Origin of the sequence: Ligilactobacillus ubinensis (assembly GCF_024160875.1) — a bacterium.
GTDB classification, from domain to species: Bacteria; Bacillota; Bacilli; order Lactobacillales; family Lactobacillaceae; genus Ligilactobacillus; species Ligilactobacillus ubinensis.
Genome location: NZ_JAIULA010000005.1, coordinates 75,617 through 92,864, shown reverse-complemented (window position 1 = coordinate 92,864; position 17,248 = coordinate 75,617). Strand labels below are relative to the sequence as shown.

At 35.2% G+C, this 17,248-nt stretch carries 12 protein-coding genes; 11 read left to right on the top strand and 1 reads right to left on the bottom strand.

The window, feature by feature from the left end:
- Positions 1-137 precede the first annotated feature (137 nt).
- From gltB to recD2, 11 genes are all read left to right on the top strand, one after another.
- A complete protein-coding gene (gltB, locus tag LB941_RS03890) occupies positions 138-4,610 on the top strand; it encodes a glutamate synthase large subunit (RefSeq protein WP_253359636.1) in 4,473 nt (1,490 codons plus the stop codon).
- A gap of 19 nt (positions 4,611-4,629) precedes the next feature.
- Positions 4,630-6,054: a glutamate synthase subunit beta gene (locus tag LB941_RS03885; protein ID WP_253359635.1), complete on the top strand. Its 1,425-nt coding sequence runs from the start codon at positions 4,630-4,632 to the stop codon at positions 6,052-6,054.
- 403 nt (positions 6,055-6,457) lie between these two features.
- The gene (locus tag LB941_RS03880; RefSeq protein ID WP_253359634.1) at positions 6,458-7,657 is read left to right on the top strand and encodes an MFS transporter; all 1,200 of its coding nucleotides are present in this window, start codon (positions 6,458-6,460) and stop codon (positions 7,655-7,657) included.
- Entirely contained in the window at positions 7,657-7,929 is a 273-nt protein-coding gene (locus LB941_RS03875) for a chorismate mutase (RefSeq protein WP_253359633.1), read from the top strand. The genes LB941_RS03880 and LB941_RS03875 overlap by 1 nt, the downstream gene beginning before the upstream one ends.
- Positions 7,930-7,934: 5 nt before the next feature.
- Positions 7,935-9,098, top strand: coding sequence for a chorismate synthase (gene aroC / locus LB941_RS03870; RefSeq protein WP_253359631.1), 1,164 nt, complete (start codon positions 7,935-7,937; stop codon positions 9,096-9,098).
- A complete protein-coding gene (locus tag LB941_RS03865) occupies positions 9,095-9,631 on the top strand; it encodes a hypothetical protein (protein ID WP_253359629.1) in 537 nt (178 codons plus the stop codon). The genes aroC and LB941_RS03865 overlap by 4 nt, the downstream gene beginning before the upstream one ends.
- 18 nt (positions 9,632-9,649) lie before the next feature.
- A complete protein-coding gene (gene aroA / locus LB941_RS03860) occupies positions 9,650-10,960 on the top strand; it encodes a 3-phosphoshikimate 1-carboxyvinyltransferase (RefSeq protein ID WP_253359627.1) in 1,311 nt (436 codons plus the stop codon).
- A complete protein-coding gene (locus LB941_RS03855; protein WP_253359625.1) occupies positions 10,961-12,055 on the top strand; it encodes a prephenate dehydrogenase in 1,095 nt (364 codons plus the stop codon).
- Positions 12,056-12,198: 143 nt separating this feature from the next.
- Entirely contained in the window at positions 12,199-12,852 is a 654-nt protein-coding gene (locus LB941_RS03850) for a histidine phosphatase family protein (protein WP_253359623.1), read from the top strand.
- A 17-nt stretch (positions 12,853-12,869) separates the two neighbouring features.
- Positions 12,870-13,544, top strand: coding sequence for a tetratricopeptide repeat protein (locus tag LB941_RS03845; protein WP_253359621.1), 675 nt, complete (start codon positions 12,870-12,872; stop codon positions 13,542-13,544).
- A 16-nt stretch (positions 13,545-13,560) separates the two neighbouring features.
- On the top strand, positions 13,561-15,996 hold the full coding sequence (gene recD2 / locus LB941_RS03840) for an SF1B family DNA helicase RecD2 (RefSeq protein WP_253359619.1): 2,436 nt from the start codon (positions 13,561-13,563) through the stop codon (positions 15,994-15,996).
- A gap of 146 nt (positions 15,997-16,142) precedes the next feature.
- Here recD2 and LB941_RS03835 read toward each other — a convergent pair whose 3' ends face one another.
- A complete protein-coding gene (locus tag LB941_RS03835; protein WP_253359617.1) occupies positions 16,143-17,093 on the bottom strand; it encodes a diacylglycerol/lipid kinase family protein in 951 nt (316 codons plus the stop codon).
- Between the last annotated feature and the right edge of the window lie 155 nt (positions 17,094-17,248).

The window sequence follows — 17,248 nt, the reverse complement described above, 5'->3', positions numbered from 1 at the left end:
AAATTTATCTAAGGCTAAGTAAATGTCTTGTGTTTTGATAAATCTATCTCTAAAATTAGATTAAAGTTAAATTACTTTTATTTTATATTAATAAAAGTAGAGATGTTAGCTAGATACTATCATGAGGTGGGAAGAAAATGATTGATAAAACCAAAACAATGTATACTCCGTCTCTCGAGCATGATGCTTGTGGGATGGGTTTCATTACTCAAATTGATGGAAAAGCGAGTCATGAATTAGTTGAACGTGCCCTAGTTATGTTAAGTAGGATGAATCATCGTGGTGGAACAGGTGCAGAACCAGATACTGGTGATGGAGCAGGAATTCTATTAGCGATGCCGGATGCTTTTTTTCAAAATTATGCTAAAGAAATGGGAATAAAAAAATTTCCATCGCTAGGCAATTATGCAGTAGCGATGCTATTTGTCTCACAACAAGAAAATGAAAAAAAGGCGATGTTGCGCTCAGTAACGGATGAAATCAACCGTCATGGTTATAATATTATAGCAACACGTGACGTGCCATATGTATATGAAAATTGTGGACCAACAGCTCAAAAGGCCATGCCAGGATTTGTACAAGTTATTTTAAATAAACCTGCAGATATTAAAAAAGGTCGTCTCTTTGAAGATGCATTATATGATTTAAGACGTAAGCTTGAAAAGACATTTTCTGCTAATGAATTTGCCATTGTAAGTTTGTCTAGTCGGACTATTTGCTATAAAGGAATGTTGCACGCGTATCAAGTTGGCCAATTTTATCCAGATTTACATCATGAAAAAATGGCGTCTTCGATTGCGTTAATTCATTCACGCTTTTCGACTAATACTTTTCCAAGCTGGGAACGGGCACAACCATTTAGATTCATCGCCCATAATGGAGAGATAAATACGTTAAAACGTGCCGAAAATTGGATGGTTAGTCATAATGTTGAAATTTATAATGAAGATGATTCGGATTCAGCTAAGTTAGAAAATTGTATGGAGTATCTATACCGCAATGGCCGTGATATTCCTCAAATTCTAATGATGATGATTCCAGAAGCATGGAGCGATGCGATGCATTTACCAGCTGAGCAAGCTGCTTTTGATGAATATAATTCTAGTTTTGTGGCTCCATGGGATGGACCTGCTGCACTGTGTTTTACGGATGGTATTCAAGTTGGTGCAACTTTGGATCGAAATGGATTGCGACCATCTAGATATGTACTTATGAAGGGAAATATTCTAGTAGCTGCATCTGAATCAGGTGTTTATGATGTAAATCCTGAAGATGTTCTTGAAAAAGGAATTTTAGGACCTGCAGAGATGTTACTAGTGGACACTTCTAAGGGTAAAATTTACCATAATAGCGAATTAAAAGAGCATTATGCCAAGCTTCATCCATATCAAAGATGGTTAAAAGAAAAGCAATTAACGCTAGCAAATTTACCAGAAGCTGATGTAGTAGAAAATTTGTCAGAGCATGCGCTCCAGATTTTATGGCGACGTCATGGATATACAGAAGATATTATTCGGGATGCAATTTTACCGATGGCAAAAAATGGATCAGAACCTGTTCTTTCAATGGGTTTTGATTCACCATTAGCTGTTTTAAGTGATAAACCTCAATCTTTATTTACTTATTTTAAGCAACAATTTGCACAAGTAACCAATCCGCCGATCGATGCTATTCGTGAAGAGTTGGTAATTGGAACAGAGATGTTCTTGGGTCGCGATGGTGAAATTACTAAAGATACTTCAATAAATGCAAAAAAAATTAAATTGGATTCACCTATTTTAAGTTCAGCTAGCTATGAAAAAATTAGGCATTTAAATGGTAAGAACGGATTCAAGTCAGAACTTGTTTCTATGTGTTATAGCAATGTTAATAGACCGCATCGTTTGGAACAGGCCTTAGATGATTTATTTAAAGATACTGAAGGTAAAATTGATGCTGGGGCTAACATAATTATTTTGAGTGATCGTGGTGCAACAAGTGATGATTTGATTATTCCTGTATTATTAGCAGTGTCTGGATTGAATAATTATTTAGTCCGTAAAGGCAAAAGAGAACTGGCATCTATTTTAGTAGATACCGGAGAAGCTTGCGAGACACATCATTATGCAACTTTATTGGGTTATGGTGCATCAGCTATTCATCCATATGGAGTATACGCGACGCTTGAATACAATAGTCTAAGTGAGAAAATTGATGTTTATCGTAAAGCGGCTTTAAATGGAATTATTAAGATTATGAGTAGAATGGGGATTTCTACTATTGTTGGGTATCAAGGGGCACAATTATTTGAAGCTGTTGGCTTATCAAAGGATGTTGTTGACAAATATTTCACAGGTACAGAAAGTAGAATTGGTGGTCTGTCATTAGATCAAATCGAAGAAGAGTATTTGGCAAGGTATCATCGTGCATTTGGAGCTAGAGCTAAAGATGCTTTAGCATCAGGTGGTAGTTTTAAGTATAGAAGCAAAGGTGAACATCATTTATATAATCCTTTAACAATGTATAAGTTCCAACAAGCTGTTCGTAGTGGTGATTATTCTTTGTATAAAGAATACTCAAATTTAATGCATAAAGAAGAGCATGAAAGGCCAACAACTCTTAGAGCAATGTGGGATATAGCTGAAAGTAAAACAACAGTTCCGTTAAGCGAAGTTGAGCCAGTTAGTCAAATTGTTAAACGTTTCAAATCGGGTGCAATGAGTTTTGGCTCGCTTTCTAAAGAAGCTCATGAATGCATTGCACAAGCAATGAATGAATTAGGTGGTAAAAGTAATAGCGGTGAAGGTGGGGAGAATCGTAATCGATTTAAGCCAGGGGCTAATGGACATAATGTGAACAGTAAAATTAAACAAGTTGCTTCAGGGCGCTTTGGTGTAAATACAGAGTATTTAATGAGTGCAGAAGAAATTCAAATTAAAGTCGCTCAAGGTGCCAAACCAGGTGAAGGAGGACAATTACCGGGAGCAAAAAACTTCCCCTGGGTAGCGGAAATTCGTGGCTCTGTACCAGGAGTACGTTTAATCTCACCGCCGCCTCATCATGATATTTATTCAATTGAAGATTTAAAGCAATTGATTTACGACTTGAAGCAAGTTAATCCGTTTGCAGCAATCACAGTCAAATTAGTTTCAAGCACCGGTGTAGGTACTATTACAACTGGTGTGGTTAAATGTGGTGCTGATAAAGTTGTTATTAGTGGCTACGATGGTGGGACAGGTGCTGCTCCTAGAACATCAATTCGCGATGCAGGATTACCATGGGAAATGGGATTAGCTGAAGCACATCAGACATTGGCTCTAAATAACTTACGTCAACGTACAGTGCTTGAAACTGATGGTAAGTTAATGACAGGTAGAGATATTGCAATTGCAATTATGTTAGGGGCAGAGGAATTTAGTTTTGCTTCATTAGTTCTAGTATCTATTGGCTGTATTATGATGCGGGTTTGTAGCCAAAATACGTGTCCTACAGGTATAGCCACCCAAAACCCAAATTTGCGTAAACTTTTCTTGGGTAAACCAGAGCATGTTAAGAATTGTATGCAGTTTTTGGCCCAAGATTTGCGTGAAGAAATGGCGCACTTAGGTTATCGCACAGTTGATGAATTGGTTGGACATACAGAACACTTACATGCTCGTTATGTAGCAAAAGGAAAAGCAAAATCTCTTGATTTTTCAAGAATTTTAGCTACATCTATTGGCATTCAAAGAAAATCAAGTGATCCATTTGCACCTAAATATCAGTGGCCTGATTTAAATGTATTTGCAGAAACTGCAATTAAACAAAAGAAGAGTTTTATTGTTAAAAAACCAATTAATAATGTTGTGCGTGCTGCTGGCTCACGTATGGGTGGTTGGATTGCACAAAGATATGGTAATAGTGGTATCTCAGAAGCGAGATTAAGATACGAATATACAGGCGTTGCTGGGCAAAGTTTCGGGGCTTTTATTACACAAGGTTTAGAATTAAAACTTATTGGTGAAGCTAATGATTATGTTGGCAAGGGCCTTAGTGGTGGGTTATTAGTAGTACAAGCACCGCCTAAAGCTAAAAAACTATATAGTGAAGCCCAAATTGTTGGTAATGTTGCTTGTTTTGGTGCAACTGCTGGTGAGGCATATTTTAATGGACGTGCTGGTGAACGTTTTTGTGTCCGTAATTCAGGAGCAAAAGTGGTAGCTGAAGGGATAGGAGACCATGGTTGCGAGTATATGACTGGTGGTATTGCAGTCGTTTTAGGAAAAACAGGACATAATTTTGGAGCAGGAATGTCAGGTGGATTAGCTTACGTCTATGATCCAGATGGTGAATTTGCTCAAAAATGTAATATGGAAATGATTGAACTGTTTAAATTAAACGAGCAAGGTGACGACAGTGAATTAGTTGACTTACTGGAAAAGCATGTTAAATATACAGGCTCAGATAAAGCTAAGATGATTTTAGATGATTGGTCAACAAAACAAGCAGATTTTGTAAAGGTATATCCAAAAGAGTATCGATATATTACTGATTTGATGGTTAAGCTGAATAAAAAAGGGACACCTAAAGATCAATTAAGTGAAAAAGCATTTGAAATGATGATTGGTGCAACACCAACATTAGCAGAGTAAGGAAAGGGAGGAAGACAAGATGGCAGATCCATTTGGTTTTATGAAATATCCTCGGATCAACAACCCTTACAGAACGGTTGGTGAGCGAATCAAAGATTTTGAAGAAATGGAAAATGTATTATCGGTTGAGGAGCGAAGAAAACAAGCAGCACGATGTATGAATTGTGGTGTTCCGCATTGTCATGCTGGCTTTTTTTATGCGGGTGGACGTGCTGTTGGCGGTTGTCCTAATGACAACCTTATTCCAGAGTGGAATGATTTAGTATATAGAAATGAGGATAAAGCAGCTTTTCAAAGATTAACATCTACCAATCCACTACCTGAATTTACGGGTCGTGTATGCCCTGCACCTTGTGAAGTTTCATGTAATGAGGCCTTGAATGGGAAAGGGGTAACGATTCGAAATAATGAACGCTTCATTATTGAACAAGGATTTAAAAATAATTGGGTTAAAGAAAGTGGCTTACCAGTTAAGCGCAATAGCATTAAGATAGCAGTTGTAGGTTCAGGCCCAGCTGGATTATCCTGTGCATGGCGTTTAAATCAATTAGGCTATGATGTTACAGTATATGAACGAGATGACCATCCTGGTGGTTTTACCATGTATGGTATACCCAATATGAAATTACCTAAAAAGATTGTTGCACGCAGAATTGCAGTTATGAAAGAAGTAGGAATTAAATTTATTCTCAATACAACTGTTGGCATTGATATTACAGCAGAAGAGTTAAAGACTAATTATCAACGGGTAGTCCTTGCAATTGGAGCACGTGCACCAAGGGAGCTTGATACACCAGGCCGTGAATTAAAAGGAATTTATCAAGCAGTTGAATTTCTGACTTTAGCAACTAAAAATGTATTGCAGGAAGGAACTAAAGCAACAAAATCTTTAGCTGGGAAAAAAGTAGTTGTAATTGGAGGAGGAGATACAGGTAATGATTGTATTGCTACAGCTATCCGCCAAGGGGCTGCTGATGTCAAACAACTTGAAATAACAAGACGGCCTCCTGAAAAAAGAACTGCAACGAATCCCTGGCCACAATGGCCAATGGTTGCAAAAACAGGATATGGTCAAGAAGAAGCAGAATATCTTTTTAAAAATAACATAACACAATATGAAATGACGGCAATTGGCTTTGAAGGCGAAAATAATATTTTGCAGTCGATGACAACAAGTAAGGTGCAATTATTTAAACCGGTAGCAGGTACTGAAAAAAAGCAAGCAGTTGATATAGTAATATTAGCAATGGGCTTTTTAGGTGCTGAGAAAAAGTTTTTGGAGGCTTTTGGGGTAGAAACTATTAACGATGATTATACGACAGATGATGATCAAGTTTATGTAGCCGGTGATGCACGACGTGGCCCTAGTCTAGTGATATGGGGGATTCATGAAGGGCGAATGGTAGCTGAAAGAGTGGATGAATCGTGTCGGGTTCGAATATAGAAATGAATTAATTAGATTAAAATGAAATATTATTAATAATATGAAAAAAAGAATAAACTATTGACTATTTTTTTTAAGCATGGTTTAATAATATCAATCACATACGAAGGGAAGAAAGATTATGCAATATGTAGCACTACGCGCACAATATGAATATTTTTGGGGCTTTGCTTATTTTAGCTAGTGTCCGTTAACCTAATTAGTTACGGACAATCATGTTCGTATCTAAGCAGGGTTTATTTTAAGTGCTCGGTTAGATACAAACCTTACAGCAGGTTAATCTAACTGAAAAGTGCATGCGAGTTTTTTCTTCTTGAATGAATTTTACAAAAGCCAGTTAGATTAACACAAGGGTGTTGGTATAGCTGGTTTTTTTATATATTTTATGTAGGAGGAAAGAATAATGCAAGTAGTAGCAGAAAAAAGCGAAATTAATAAACGACGATTATCCATAGGGTTATACATAAATTATTTTATTCACGGCTTTGGATTAATTATTTTAGCACAAAATATGAAAGAATTAAGTGGAGTGTGGAATACGCCACTTGCGACAGTGTCTTACGTTATTTCAGGTGTAGGTATAGGAAGATTATTAGCATATCTAATTACCGGTTTTTTAGCTGATAAAATAAGTCGTAAATTCTTTGTTTACTTAGGAATGATATGTTATTTACTTTTTGCAATAGGGATATTGTTATCTCCTTCACCTCAGATTGGATATATATTTGCAATTTTAGCTGGGGTAGCTAATTCGGCATTAGATGCTGGAACATATACAACATTAGTTGAAATGAATGATGGAAAGGGTCAAGGAACCATACTAATAAAAGCATTTATGTCAGCAGGAGAATTTATTTTACCCTTAATTGTAGCTTCGCTTGAAACTAATTCATTATGGTTTGGTTGGTCGTTTATCTGTATGGCAGCATTAATTGTTTTGAATGCTATCAATCTATTTAGTTTAAAATTTCCCAAAGCAAATATCGATCAGGTGACAAGTAATTCAGTAGGCCATGATTTATCTAAGGCACGTAAAACAATATTAACACTGGCACTAGTTCTATATGGCTATACCTCAATGGCATTAATGATTCTATATACACAGTGGATTAGTTTATATGCACAAAATGAACTAAATTTAGGGAATGTAACTGCACATTTTATTTTATCCTTGTATAGTATTGGTTCAATAGTGGGTGTTCTTGTTTTATATGCATTGTTAAAACATAATGCTAAAGAAAGTATATTGTTAATTACATTAAATTTTTTAGCATTAGTTGCTTTAGTAATGATGATGATAACCAAAAATACAACTTTTATCTTTTTTGCAAGTTTGCTATTTGGTTTTTCAGCTGCTGGTGGGGTTATGCAGACAGGATTGACGCTGTTTATGAAAGTTTATCCTCAAATGAAGGGAATGATTACGGGGGTATTTTACTTTTTTGGAAGTATTGCCTCGTTTACAATTCCAATAATAACAGGTTGGCTTTCTAAAAAAAGTATAACGGCAGCTTTTAGTTTCAACATTATTATTGGTATAATAAGCTTGGGATTAGTTATTATAATGTGGACTGCTATTAGACAAGGAAAAGAGGATAAATAATGCAGGAACTTGCACAGGTACGTCATGAAATAACGCAATTAGACGAACAAATCACGAAACTGCTATGTGAAAGATTAGATGCAGTGAAAAGGGTTGGTAGGCTTAAGGAAAAAGCAGAAAAATCAATATTAGATGAGAAACGTGAAAGACAGGTATTAGAAAATGTGGCTAATCATAGTACGGATTCCGAATATATACCCTATTTAAGTGAGATATATCAAACAATTATGCAAGAAGCACGTGCTTTTCAAAAAGCACACAAGGAGGATTAAAAAGTATGGATTATGTAACAGCTGGAGAATCGCATGGCCCGCAATTAACAGGGGTTATTTCGGGATTACCTGCAGGATTAAAGATAGACAGTGAAAAGATTAATAATGCTTTACGTAGTCGTCAAGGTGGATATGGTCGCGGCAATAGACAAAAAATTGAAAATGATGTTGTTGAAGTTGTTGGTGGCTTACGACATGGCGTAACGTTGGGTTCGCCACTAGCTTTAGTTATTAAAAATAATGATCATTCTAATTGGAGCAAGATTATGAATCCAACAACAGCGGCAACGCCAGAAAATACATTACGTAAAGTAGAAAAACCACGGCCTGGACATGCGGACTTAGTTGGGGGCATTAAATACCGACAACGTGATTTGCGTAATATTTTAGAACGTTCATCAGCACGTGAAACTGCAATGAGAGTAGCAATTGGAAATATTTGCGAACAGTTATTAGCGCAATTAGATATCAAGATTGTTGGCTATGTACAACAGTTAGGTTCTATTAAAATAGAAGAAAAGCCTTTAGATGTTGAACAAATCAGTGCGCAAATAAATCAAAATGATATGCGTGTTTTAGACAAGCAAACAGTTCTAAAGATGCATGACCTAATCGATAAAACTAAACGAGCTGGAGATACCTTGGGTGGTGTTATTCGTGTAGTAGCTGAAAATGTACCTGCAGGGTTAGGAAGCTATGTTAGCTGGGATACAAAATTAGATGCTAAAATAGCTGCTGCAGTTGTTGGAATTAACGCAATGAAGGGTGTTAGTTTTGGTGATGGTTTTGAATTAGGTGGAAAATTAGGTAGTGAAGTGATGGATGAAATAACATGGTCAAAAGAGCAAGGCTGGAAGAGACTAAGTAATCATCTAGGTGGCTTTGAAGGCGGGATGACTAATGGGATGCCGATTATAATTAATGTTGTCAAAAAACCTATTCCAACTTTATATAAACCATTACAAACAGTTGATGTAAATACTAAAGAAATAAAAAAAGCAAATGTTGAGCGTTCCGATACAACGGCAATTGTAGCAGCCTCTGTTATTGTCGAAAATGTAGTAGCAATTGAACTAGTTAAAGCAATTTTAGATACATTCGAGGCAAGTAATATGGAACGGTTAAAGGAACAATTTGCAGCATATCGGCAAGAGGTTAAAGATTATTGAAGAAATTGCATACTTTAGGACCTAAAAAAACAGATAGTTATCAGGCTGCTAAGTTTTATCAACAAAGCCATATTGAAGATTCTTTACAAATAGAGTTGCATACTAATTTTGAAGAGATATATGCAAATCTAGCAAATTATACGGATGATTATTTTTTGATACCCGTTGCTTTTTGCTCAAGAATATTAGGAAATTTAAGTTTTGGACAATTACATTATCGTTATTTAAAACGATTAAAGACGATTGATAGTTTTATATTTGCGCTAAATCCATTAATCTGCATTGAAAATAGTGCAATAAACACTAAAAAAGCATATACACATGCGGCGACAGCAGATTTGCTAAAAGAAATTTGTCCCGATGCTGATGAAATAATAACATGTGCTAGCAAATATGAAGCTTATCAAAGATATAAAGTAGATGGTCAATTTGTTTTGACTAATGAAAATAATATTTTGGAATTAAGCAAAAAAGAAGTAATTCATGCACGGTTACCAGTTGAAATTATCTGGTGTGTTTATCAAATTGTCTAAAGGAAAGAAGAGAGAAGAATGAAGACATTAGCAACAGCTCCAACACAAGGCTTGCATGGAAAATTGGATGTGCCTGGTGATAAGAGTATTTCACATCGTGCATTGATGCTTGGAGCAATTGCACAAGGCAAAACGACAATTGATCATTTTTTAGCGGGTGAAGATTGTCTAAGTACATTAGAAGCTTTACGTGCTTTAGGTGTTGAAATTACGCGCACAAACACAACAGTAATTATCCGTAGTGCAGGGAGAAGCGCGTTTAAAAAACCACAAAAACCACTAGATATGGGAAATTCGGGGACAACAACCCGTTTATTGATGGGCTTGTTAGCTGGAACGAATTTTACCACAACTTTAGTGGGGGATAGTTCTCTTCAAAAAAGACCAATGCGCCGTGTTAGTGAGCCGTTAGCTAAATTAGGTGTGCGTGTTGAAACAACCGAGCAAGGGACGTTGCCCGCAAAGATTTATGGTGGAGAAGTAAGAGCTAGTACTGTCAAATTGAATGTTGCAAGTGCGCAAGTAAAGAGTGCACTGATTTTTGCAAGTTTAATGGCGGATGAACCTTCTCAAATTATAGAAAAGTTACCGACACGCAATCATACAGAAATAATGATAAATCAGTTTGGCGGACAAATTAAAACGGCAGCTGATCAGCGGACAATCACAGTACAGCCTAAACCAAAGCTAATAGGACAACATGTTATTGTTCCAGGAGATATGTCTTCAGCCGCATTTTTTATGGTCGCCGCAACAATTATAGATAACTCTGACATCACATTAACTAATGTTAACTTAAATCCTACACGCACTGGAATTTTAGAGGCGCTACGTAAGATGGGGGCAGATATTACAGTTACACCAGTAGAAAATAAGGGTGAAAAAATAGGTAATATTAGGATTAAAGCCGCCAAATTACATGCAATTACAATTGATGCAAAAGATATTCCGGCATTAATCGATGAGTTACCATTAGTGGCACTTGCAGCAGCTTGTGCTGATGGGGCGACCAAAATTAGTGGCGCTCAAGAATTACGTGTAAAAGAAACGGATAGAATTGCTACTGTAGCCATGGAATTACGTAAATTTGGGATTGATATAACTGAATTTCCAGATGGACTTGAAATTGTAGGTTCACAAGAATGGAAAGTTGTTGATACGCAGTTGGATAGTCATAAGGATCATCGTCTTGGTATGATGTTAGCTGTAGCTGCATTAAGGGTTAGGACAAAACTAACCTTAAAAAATGCAACTGCTATTGCTGTTTCATACCCTAATTTTTTTGAAGATTTAGAGTTACTTTTAAAAAATACTAAGGATGGTGATTAGATGGCTGATATATTTATCAGAGGATTAGGTTTGATTGGAAGTTCACTAGTAAGAGCTATAAAACAAAAAAATGAAAAACTAACAATTTGTGCAAGTGACTCAAATTTAAGTAATTTAGATTATGCAAAAAAAAGACATTTAATCGATGAAACATGCGATGACCTCCAAAAAGCAACACAAGCTGATATAATTATTTTAGCAACCCCAATTACACAAATTATAGAAGATATAAAGAGTTTGGCAAGATTACCACTTAAACCAGGAGTCATTATTACTGATGTTGGGAGTACCAAACAAACGGTTATTCAAACCGCAGAACTTTTAACCGAGCAAGGTATTAGTTTTGTTGGCGGACATCCAATGGCAGGCTCACATAAAACTGGAGTTCAAGCTGGACGTGCAGATCTATTTGAGAATGCTTTTTATTTTCAAATTACCACTGAAAATAATGAAGAAGCAGTAGTGAAGATACGTGATTTATTAAGTGAAACGAAAGCTAAATGGCTTAGAGTAACAGCTAAACAACATGATAAGATTGTAGCTCAGTTGAGTCATGTTCCACATGTAATTGCATCGGCTTTAGTGAATCAAACGTCTGAAGCCTTTAAAGATGAACCATTAGGAATGCGATTAGCAGCAGGGGGATTTAAGTCAATTACGCGGATAGCTTCAGCAGATCCAGAAATGTGGACAGCAATATTATTAAATAATACTAATTTGATTACGAAGCAATTAAACGAATATATTGAAGCATTACAGGACATCGTAGTCAAAACAAAAGATAAAGATGTGCTAGCATTACAAACTTTTTTTGCGCAAGCTAAAGTTAAAAGAGATTCACTTGGACCGGAAAAGGTAGGGGCAGTTCCTAATTTCTATGATCTTTTTATAAATATACCTGATCAAACAGGCTCATTAGCAAAAGTTACAGCGCTATTAACTACAGCTGAAATTAATATAGTTAATATTCATATTTTAGAAATACGAGAAGAAGTTGATGGTATTTTACAATTAACATTTAGTTCCGACAAAGACTATAAAAAAGCGAAAGCAACATTATTACCTTACTTCCAGGTAATTAACCGTGATAATTAAAAAAATAGTGATTGTTCAATTTAGGTGGCCTGACTGCTAATTGAATAATCGCTATTTTTCTTGTAAAATAAACATTAGCTAGATAATTAGAATAAGTAATTGAAGATGTTTTTCAGTTCGAGATAATAAAGAGGTTTTAGAATATGACTAAGTTATATTTTATCAGACATGGTAAGACACAATGGAATTTAGAACGACGTTACCAAGGAGCAAAGGGAGACTCACCTTTATTGGATGAAAGTTTTGATGAGATTAAACAACTATGTGATTTTTTAAAAACCATTAATTTTGTTAAAGCATATAGTAGCCCGATTAAGCGGGCCCGTGTGACAGCTCAAACAATTGTCGCTAAATTGGATCAGAATATTCCACTTGAGGTAAATGATGCATTTAGAGAGTTTAATCTCGGCAAAATGGAAGGAGTAAAGTTTAGTGACTGTGAGCGACTTTATCCAAAGGAAGTTGATGCATTTAGAAACCATCCTGAGAAATATGATGCTAGTAAAATAGCTGGGGAATCATTTGAAGAAGTTTTTGCGCGAATGACACCCAAGATAAAAGCTATTTGTAAACGATATCCAAATGAAAATGTTTTGATAGTTAGTCATGGAGCGGCTTTATGTGCTGAAATACGGCATTTAATGGGAATACCTTTGGAGCAAATACGAGCTGTAGGTGGATTAAACAATACTAGCACAACTATTTTAACCACACTAGATGGTCAAAATTTCAAATGTTCTGCATGGAATAAACACGATTATTTAGTACGTGCTCTTAATGATAGTGATATGGTATAAAGTGAGAAGGTAAGAAATTGAAAAAGCGTGAAGAACAAAAAGAAAAGGCACAAACTGCAATTAAGTTACTTATTGCTAAAATTGATGAGAATCCTGATGATGTGCAGGCATATTATGAATTAGGGGTTGCGTTAACAGAAATGAAGAGCTACTCGCAAGCTGAGGAACTTTTCAAACGAACATTAAGTGCTTTTTCAAAGACACCTGAAAAGACAGATATTTTGCATTATGGACTAGGGAATGTTTATTATGCGAGTGAATTATATTCTGAAGCAATTACTGAATTTAAAAATGTAAAAAGCAAAAAACTGCGTAATGATGCCTATTTGATGATAGCTCAAACAAACTACGTGCAAGAAAATTATGAAATAGCTTTAGCTTTTGCATTAACAGCTGCGCAACAGGAGCAAGATTCAAAAAATGATGATGCACTTAAGTTAGTAGGTGATTGTTTTATGAATATGGGTAATTTTGAACAAGCTAAGCAATACTATGATCAAGCATTAAAAATTAAACCTAAAGATGTGGCAGTACTGTTTCAGCGAGGAATAATTGCTATGATTGATAAAGATATTCCAAATAAATACTTTAAACTAGTTAAACAGATTGATGGAAAGTATTATAAGAAGATGCAGTCACGTTTGACTGACGCTGAAACATTTGTCATAAAAAAACAGACAAAAAAGGAATAAGAAGGTAAGGTGCTTTATGGCTACAGAGTTAAATTTATTTGAGCCTCGGACCAATAATGAGAATAGTTATATCGTTGGTCAAGTTACACAAGTTATTTTTGATTCACAAGATGATTTTTATAAAGTCATGATAGTGAAAATTAAGGAAACAAACTTGGAATGGTCTAAAAAACAATTGACTGTAGTCGGAAACTTTGCTGATATTAAAGAAGGCGGATTATATCGCTTTAGAGGTCATCTTGTTAAGCATCCAACGTATGGCGAGCAGTTTCATGTGGATACCTATCAAGCCGAAGTGGCTACAACTAAAGAGGGATTAATCAGTTATCTTTCAGGAAGTGATTTTTCTGGAATTGGTAAAAAAACAGCTGAAAGAATTGTAAAAGAATTGGGTATAGATGCAATAAGTAAAATTCTAGCTGATGAAGAGTGTTTGAAAGAAATTGGAATATCCGCTAAACAAAGTGAAGTAATTGTAAGTACTTTACGGTTAAATAATGGAATGGAACAGATAATAGTCGGATTGAATAGCTTTGGCTTTTCAGGTAATTTATCTAATAAAATCTATACGAAGTATCATGAACGAGCACTTGATGTTATTCATGAAAATCCATATCGATTAGCTCAAGATATAAATGGAATTGGATTTACTAGAGCGGATCAAATTGCTGAACAACTTGGCTTTACAGCGGACGATTCACGACGAATTCAAGCGGCAATTTTTCAAGCAATGTTTGTTTCATGTGATAATGAGGGTAATACATATGCGACTTTAGAGCAGACCGTTACCAATGCTTTGCAATTTTTAGAGGATGGTCGAAATGTCCCCATTAACCCGGATTTGATTGCGGATCAGATGATTGAACTAGCTAGTACTAGAAAGATAATGCCTGAGGACAATCGCGTATATCTAAAAAAATATTTTTATGCAGAAAAAAACATTGCACACGATTTTTTACGTTTAACTAAGGATAGTGAAATTCAGGTAGACAATGAAGAGCAGATGCTTGATAAAAAAATTAGAAACGTAGAAAAAAAATTAAATATAAGTTATGGAAAAGACCAGTTAGAAGCGATTAAATCAGCTTTATGTTCACCTGTTTTTTTATTGACTGGAGGACCGGGAACTGGCAAAACAACAATTATTCGTGGGATTGTAGAGACATTTGCTCTTTTGCATGATATTGATTTAAAAGAGAAACAACAAGATGATTTTCCTATTCTATTAGCTGCACCAACAGGTAGAGCAGCTAAACGTATGACTGAGATGACGGACTTGCCAGCTAGTACAATTCATCGATTATTAGGAATTGCAGGTCATGATGAAGAATTACCAACAGAGACTAGAGAATTAGCAGGACAATTGTTAATTATTGATGAAACATCTATGGTAGATACAGAATTAATGCAGCTTTTAATTCAAGCAATTCCAGCAAGAATGCAGGTTATTTTTGTGGGTGATAAGAATCAATTGCCTTCGGTTGGAGCAGGACAAGTTTTTTCAGATCTATTAGAAAGTGACGTGCTTGCAAAAAAGGAGTTACAGCATATTTATCGGCAGGCAGATGGCTCAACAATTACAGCACTTGCTTATGATATTCAGCAAGGAGTTTTACCAAAAGATTTTTCACAAAAACAAAGCGACCGTTCTTTTTTGCCTTGTAAAGTCAATCAAGTCGAACAAATTATTCAGCGAGTTGTTCAAATAGCAATAGCAAAAGGTGTAGAAATCGATGATATTCAAGTCCTTTCGCCAATGTATCGGGGACCAGCGGGAATAGATGCTTTAAATGAGCTTTTACAAAATCAATTTAATCCATTAGTCCCTGGGAAAAAAGAGGTTAAAACCTTAACGCAGAAATTTAGAATTGGTGATCGTGTATTACACTTGGTTAATAAACCGGAGCAAAATATTTTTAATGGTGATATCGGTAAAATAGTTGGAATTAACAAGGCAGATGCTAAAAAAAAGAGGACAGATCAATTAATTGTTTTATTTGATCAAAATGAAGTGACGTTTGAACGCAAGGACTGGTCAAACTTAAAGCTTGCATATTGTTTATCTATACATAAGGCACAAGGTAGCGAATTTTCAACAGTTATTATTCCATTAGTTTTACAGTTTTCGAGAATGTTAGCGCGGAACCTGCTCTATACAGCGGTGACACGGGCTAAAAAGAAATTAATTTTAGTAGGTGAGCAAGCTGCATTTAAGCTGAGTGCGACGACAGCATCGCTTAATAGACAAACGAGTTTGAAAAAAAGACTACAAGAAGTGTTTGAAAAGATAGATAATCAGCAAACTGTTGTTGCAGATGAAACAACCTCTGAAACTGAGACAGAAGTTGTTAAGCAAGGTAATAATGTATTAACAATTGAAATGGTTACTTCACAAAAGATTGATCCAATGATTGGGATGCAAGGATTAACACCTGCAATGTTTATGCACTAAGAGTTAAAATAGTAAAATAATAGCATAATTAAATGAGTTTTGGCACCAAATATTTGGAGATGAAAAATGAGTCTAGAACTTTCTGGGATGTGTATCTCAAAAAGTTTCTAGACTTATTTTTTATATATTCAAATTTTAGGAGTACTTTATTCGGTAGTAGAAAACCAAAATGGATATTTTGAAACTTTAAAGCAAATGTCATAGTACTTATTACCTTGTTCTTCGCCATCTATTTGACCAAATTCAAGTGAGTTTATGATAAGGTGGATTTCCTTTTTCTTATAGTGATAGACTGATGGCAATTTTAATTGCTTTTTGAAATAAAGAAAAATACTAAATAAGATACAATTAAAAAAATTAATATTATCAGCTATAATTAAATCAAGTTTGTGATCATTGACATCAGCCTCAGGTGAGAGTGTAATATGTTTATTAAAATAAGGATGATTTGCGATATTTACAAGAAAAGCATGTTTATAAAATTCATACTTATTATCAACACGAACTGTAACATTAAAAGATTCTTGGTTGAAATAGGCCTTTAGAACATTCCAAATGTACGGTAAAAAACCAAGGTGCATTTTTTTAAAAAGAGTGTGATGTGCTATATGAGTATTCAAACTGACAATATAGGCATCAATACCTATACCAAAGTCGTTGAGAAAATAGCCTTTTTTATTATGTGTAATTTCTTCAAAGCATCCAATATCAAGATATTGAGCATCTTTTGCGATAAGAATTTGGTTGAGAGCTTCAGCTGGATTATTAGAAATACCACTTCCTTTGGCAAAGCTGTTAGTATTACCAGAAGGGATAAAGGATAGTGGCAAGTCTTTAGAAAGATGAGCATGTTTTAATCCATTAATAGTATCATTTAAGGTTCCATCACCGCCTACAACCATGACTATGTAATCATCAAGTGATGCTGTAGTTAAATTTTTTGCGAAAGAATAAGCTACTTGTTTAGCATCGTGATTTGTAATTTTGAAAGTGTAATTGATTTGTCGATTATCTAAAGTTGATTTAACAAGCTGCCAATTTTGCTTGCTTTTACCAGAATTGGCATGTTCATTAACAACAATAAAAAAAGATTTCAAATTCACGGCCTCCGTTCATAAGTTACTAAGATATTATAGTAAAAAGTATTCCGAAATAGCAAGGAAATACACTGATTAATATAAAAAGTTAAATATCTGTAAAAATAAAAAGAGAAACTGAAATAACTCAGCCTCTCATTTGGTGTTGATGAATG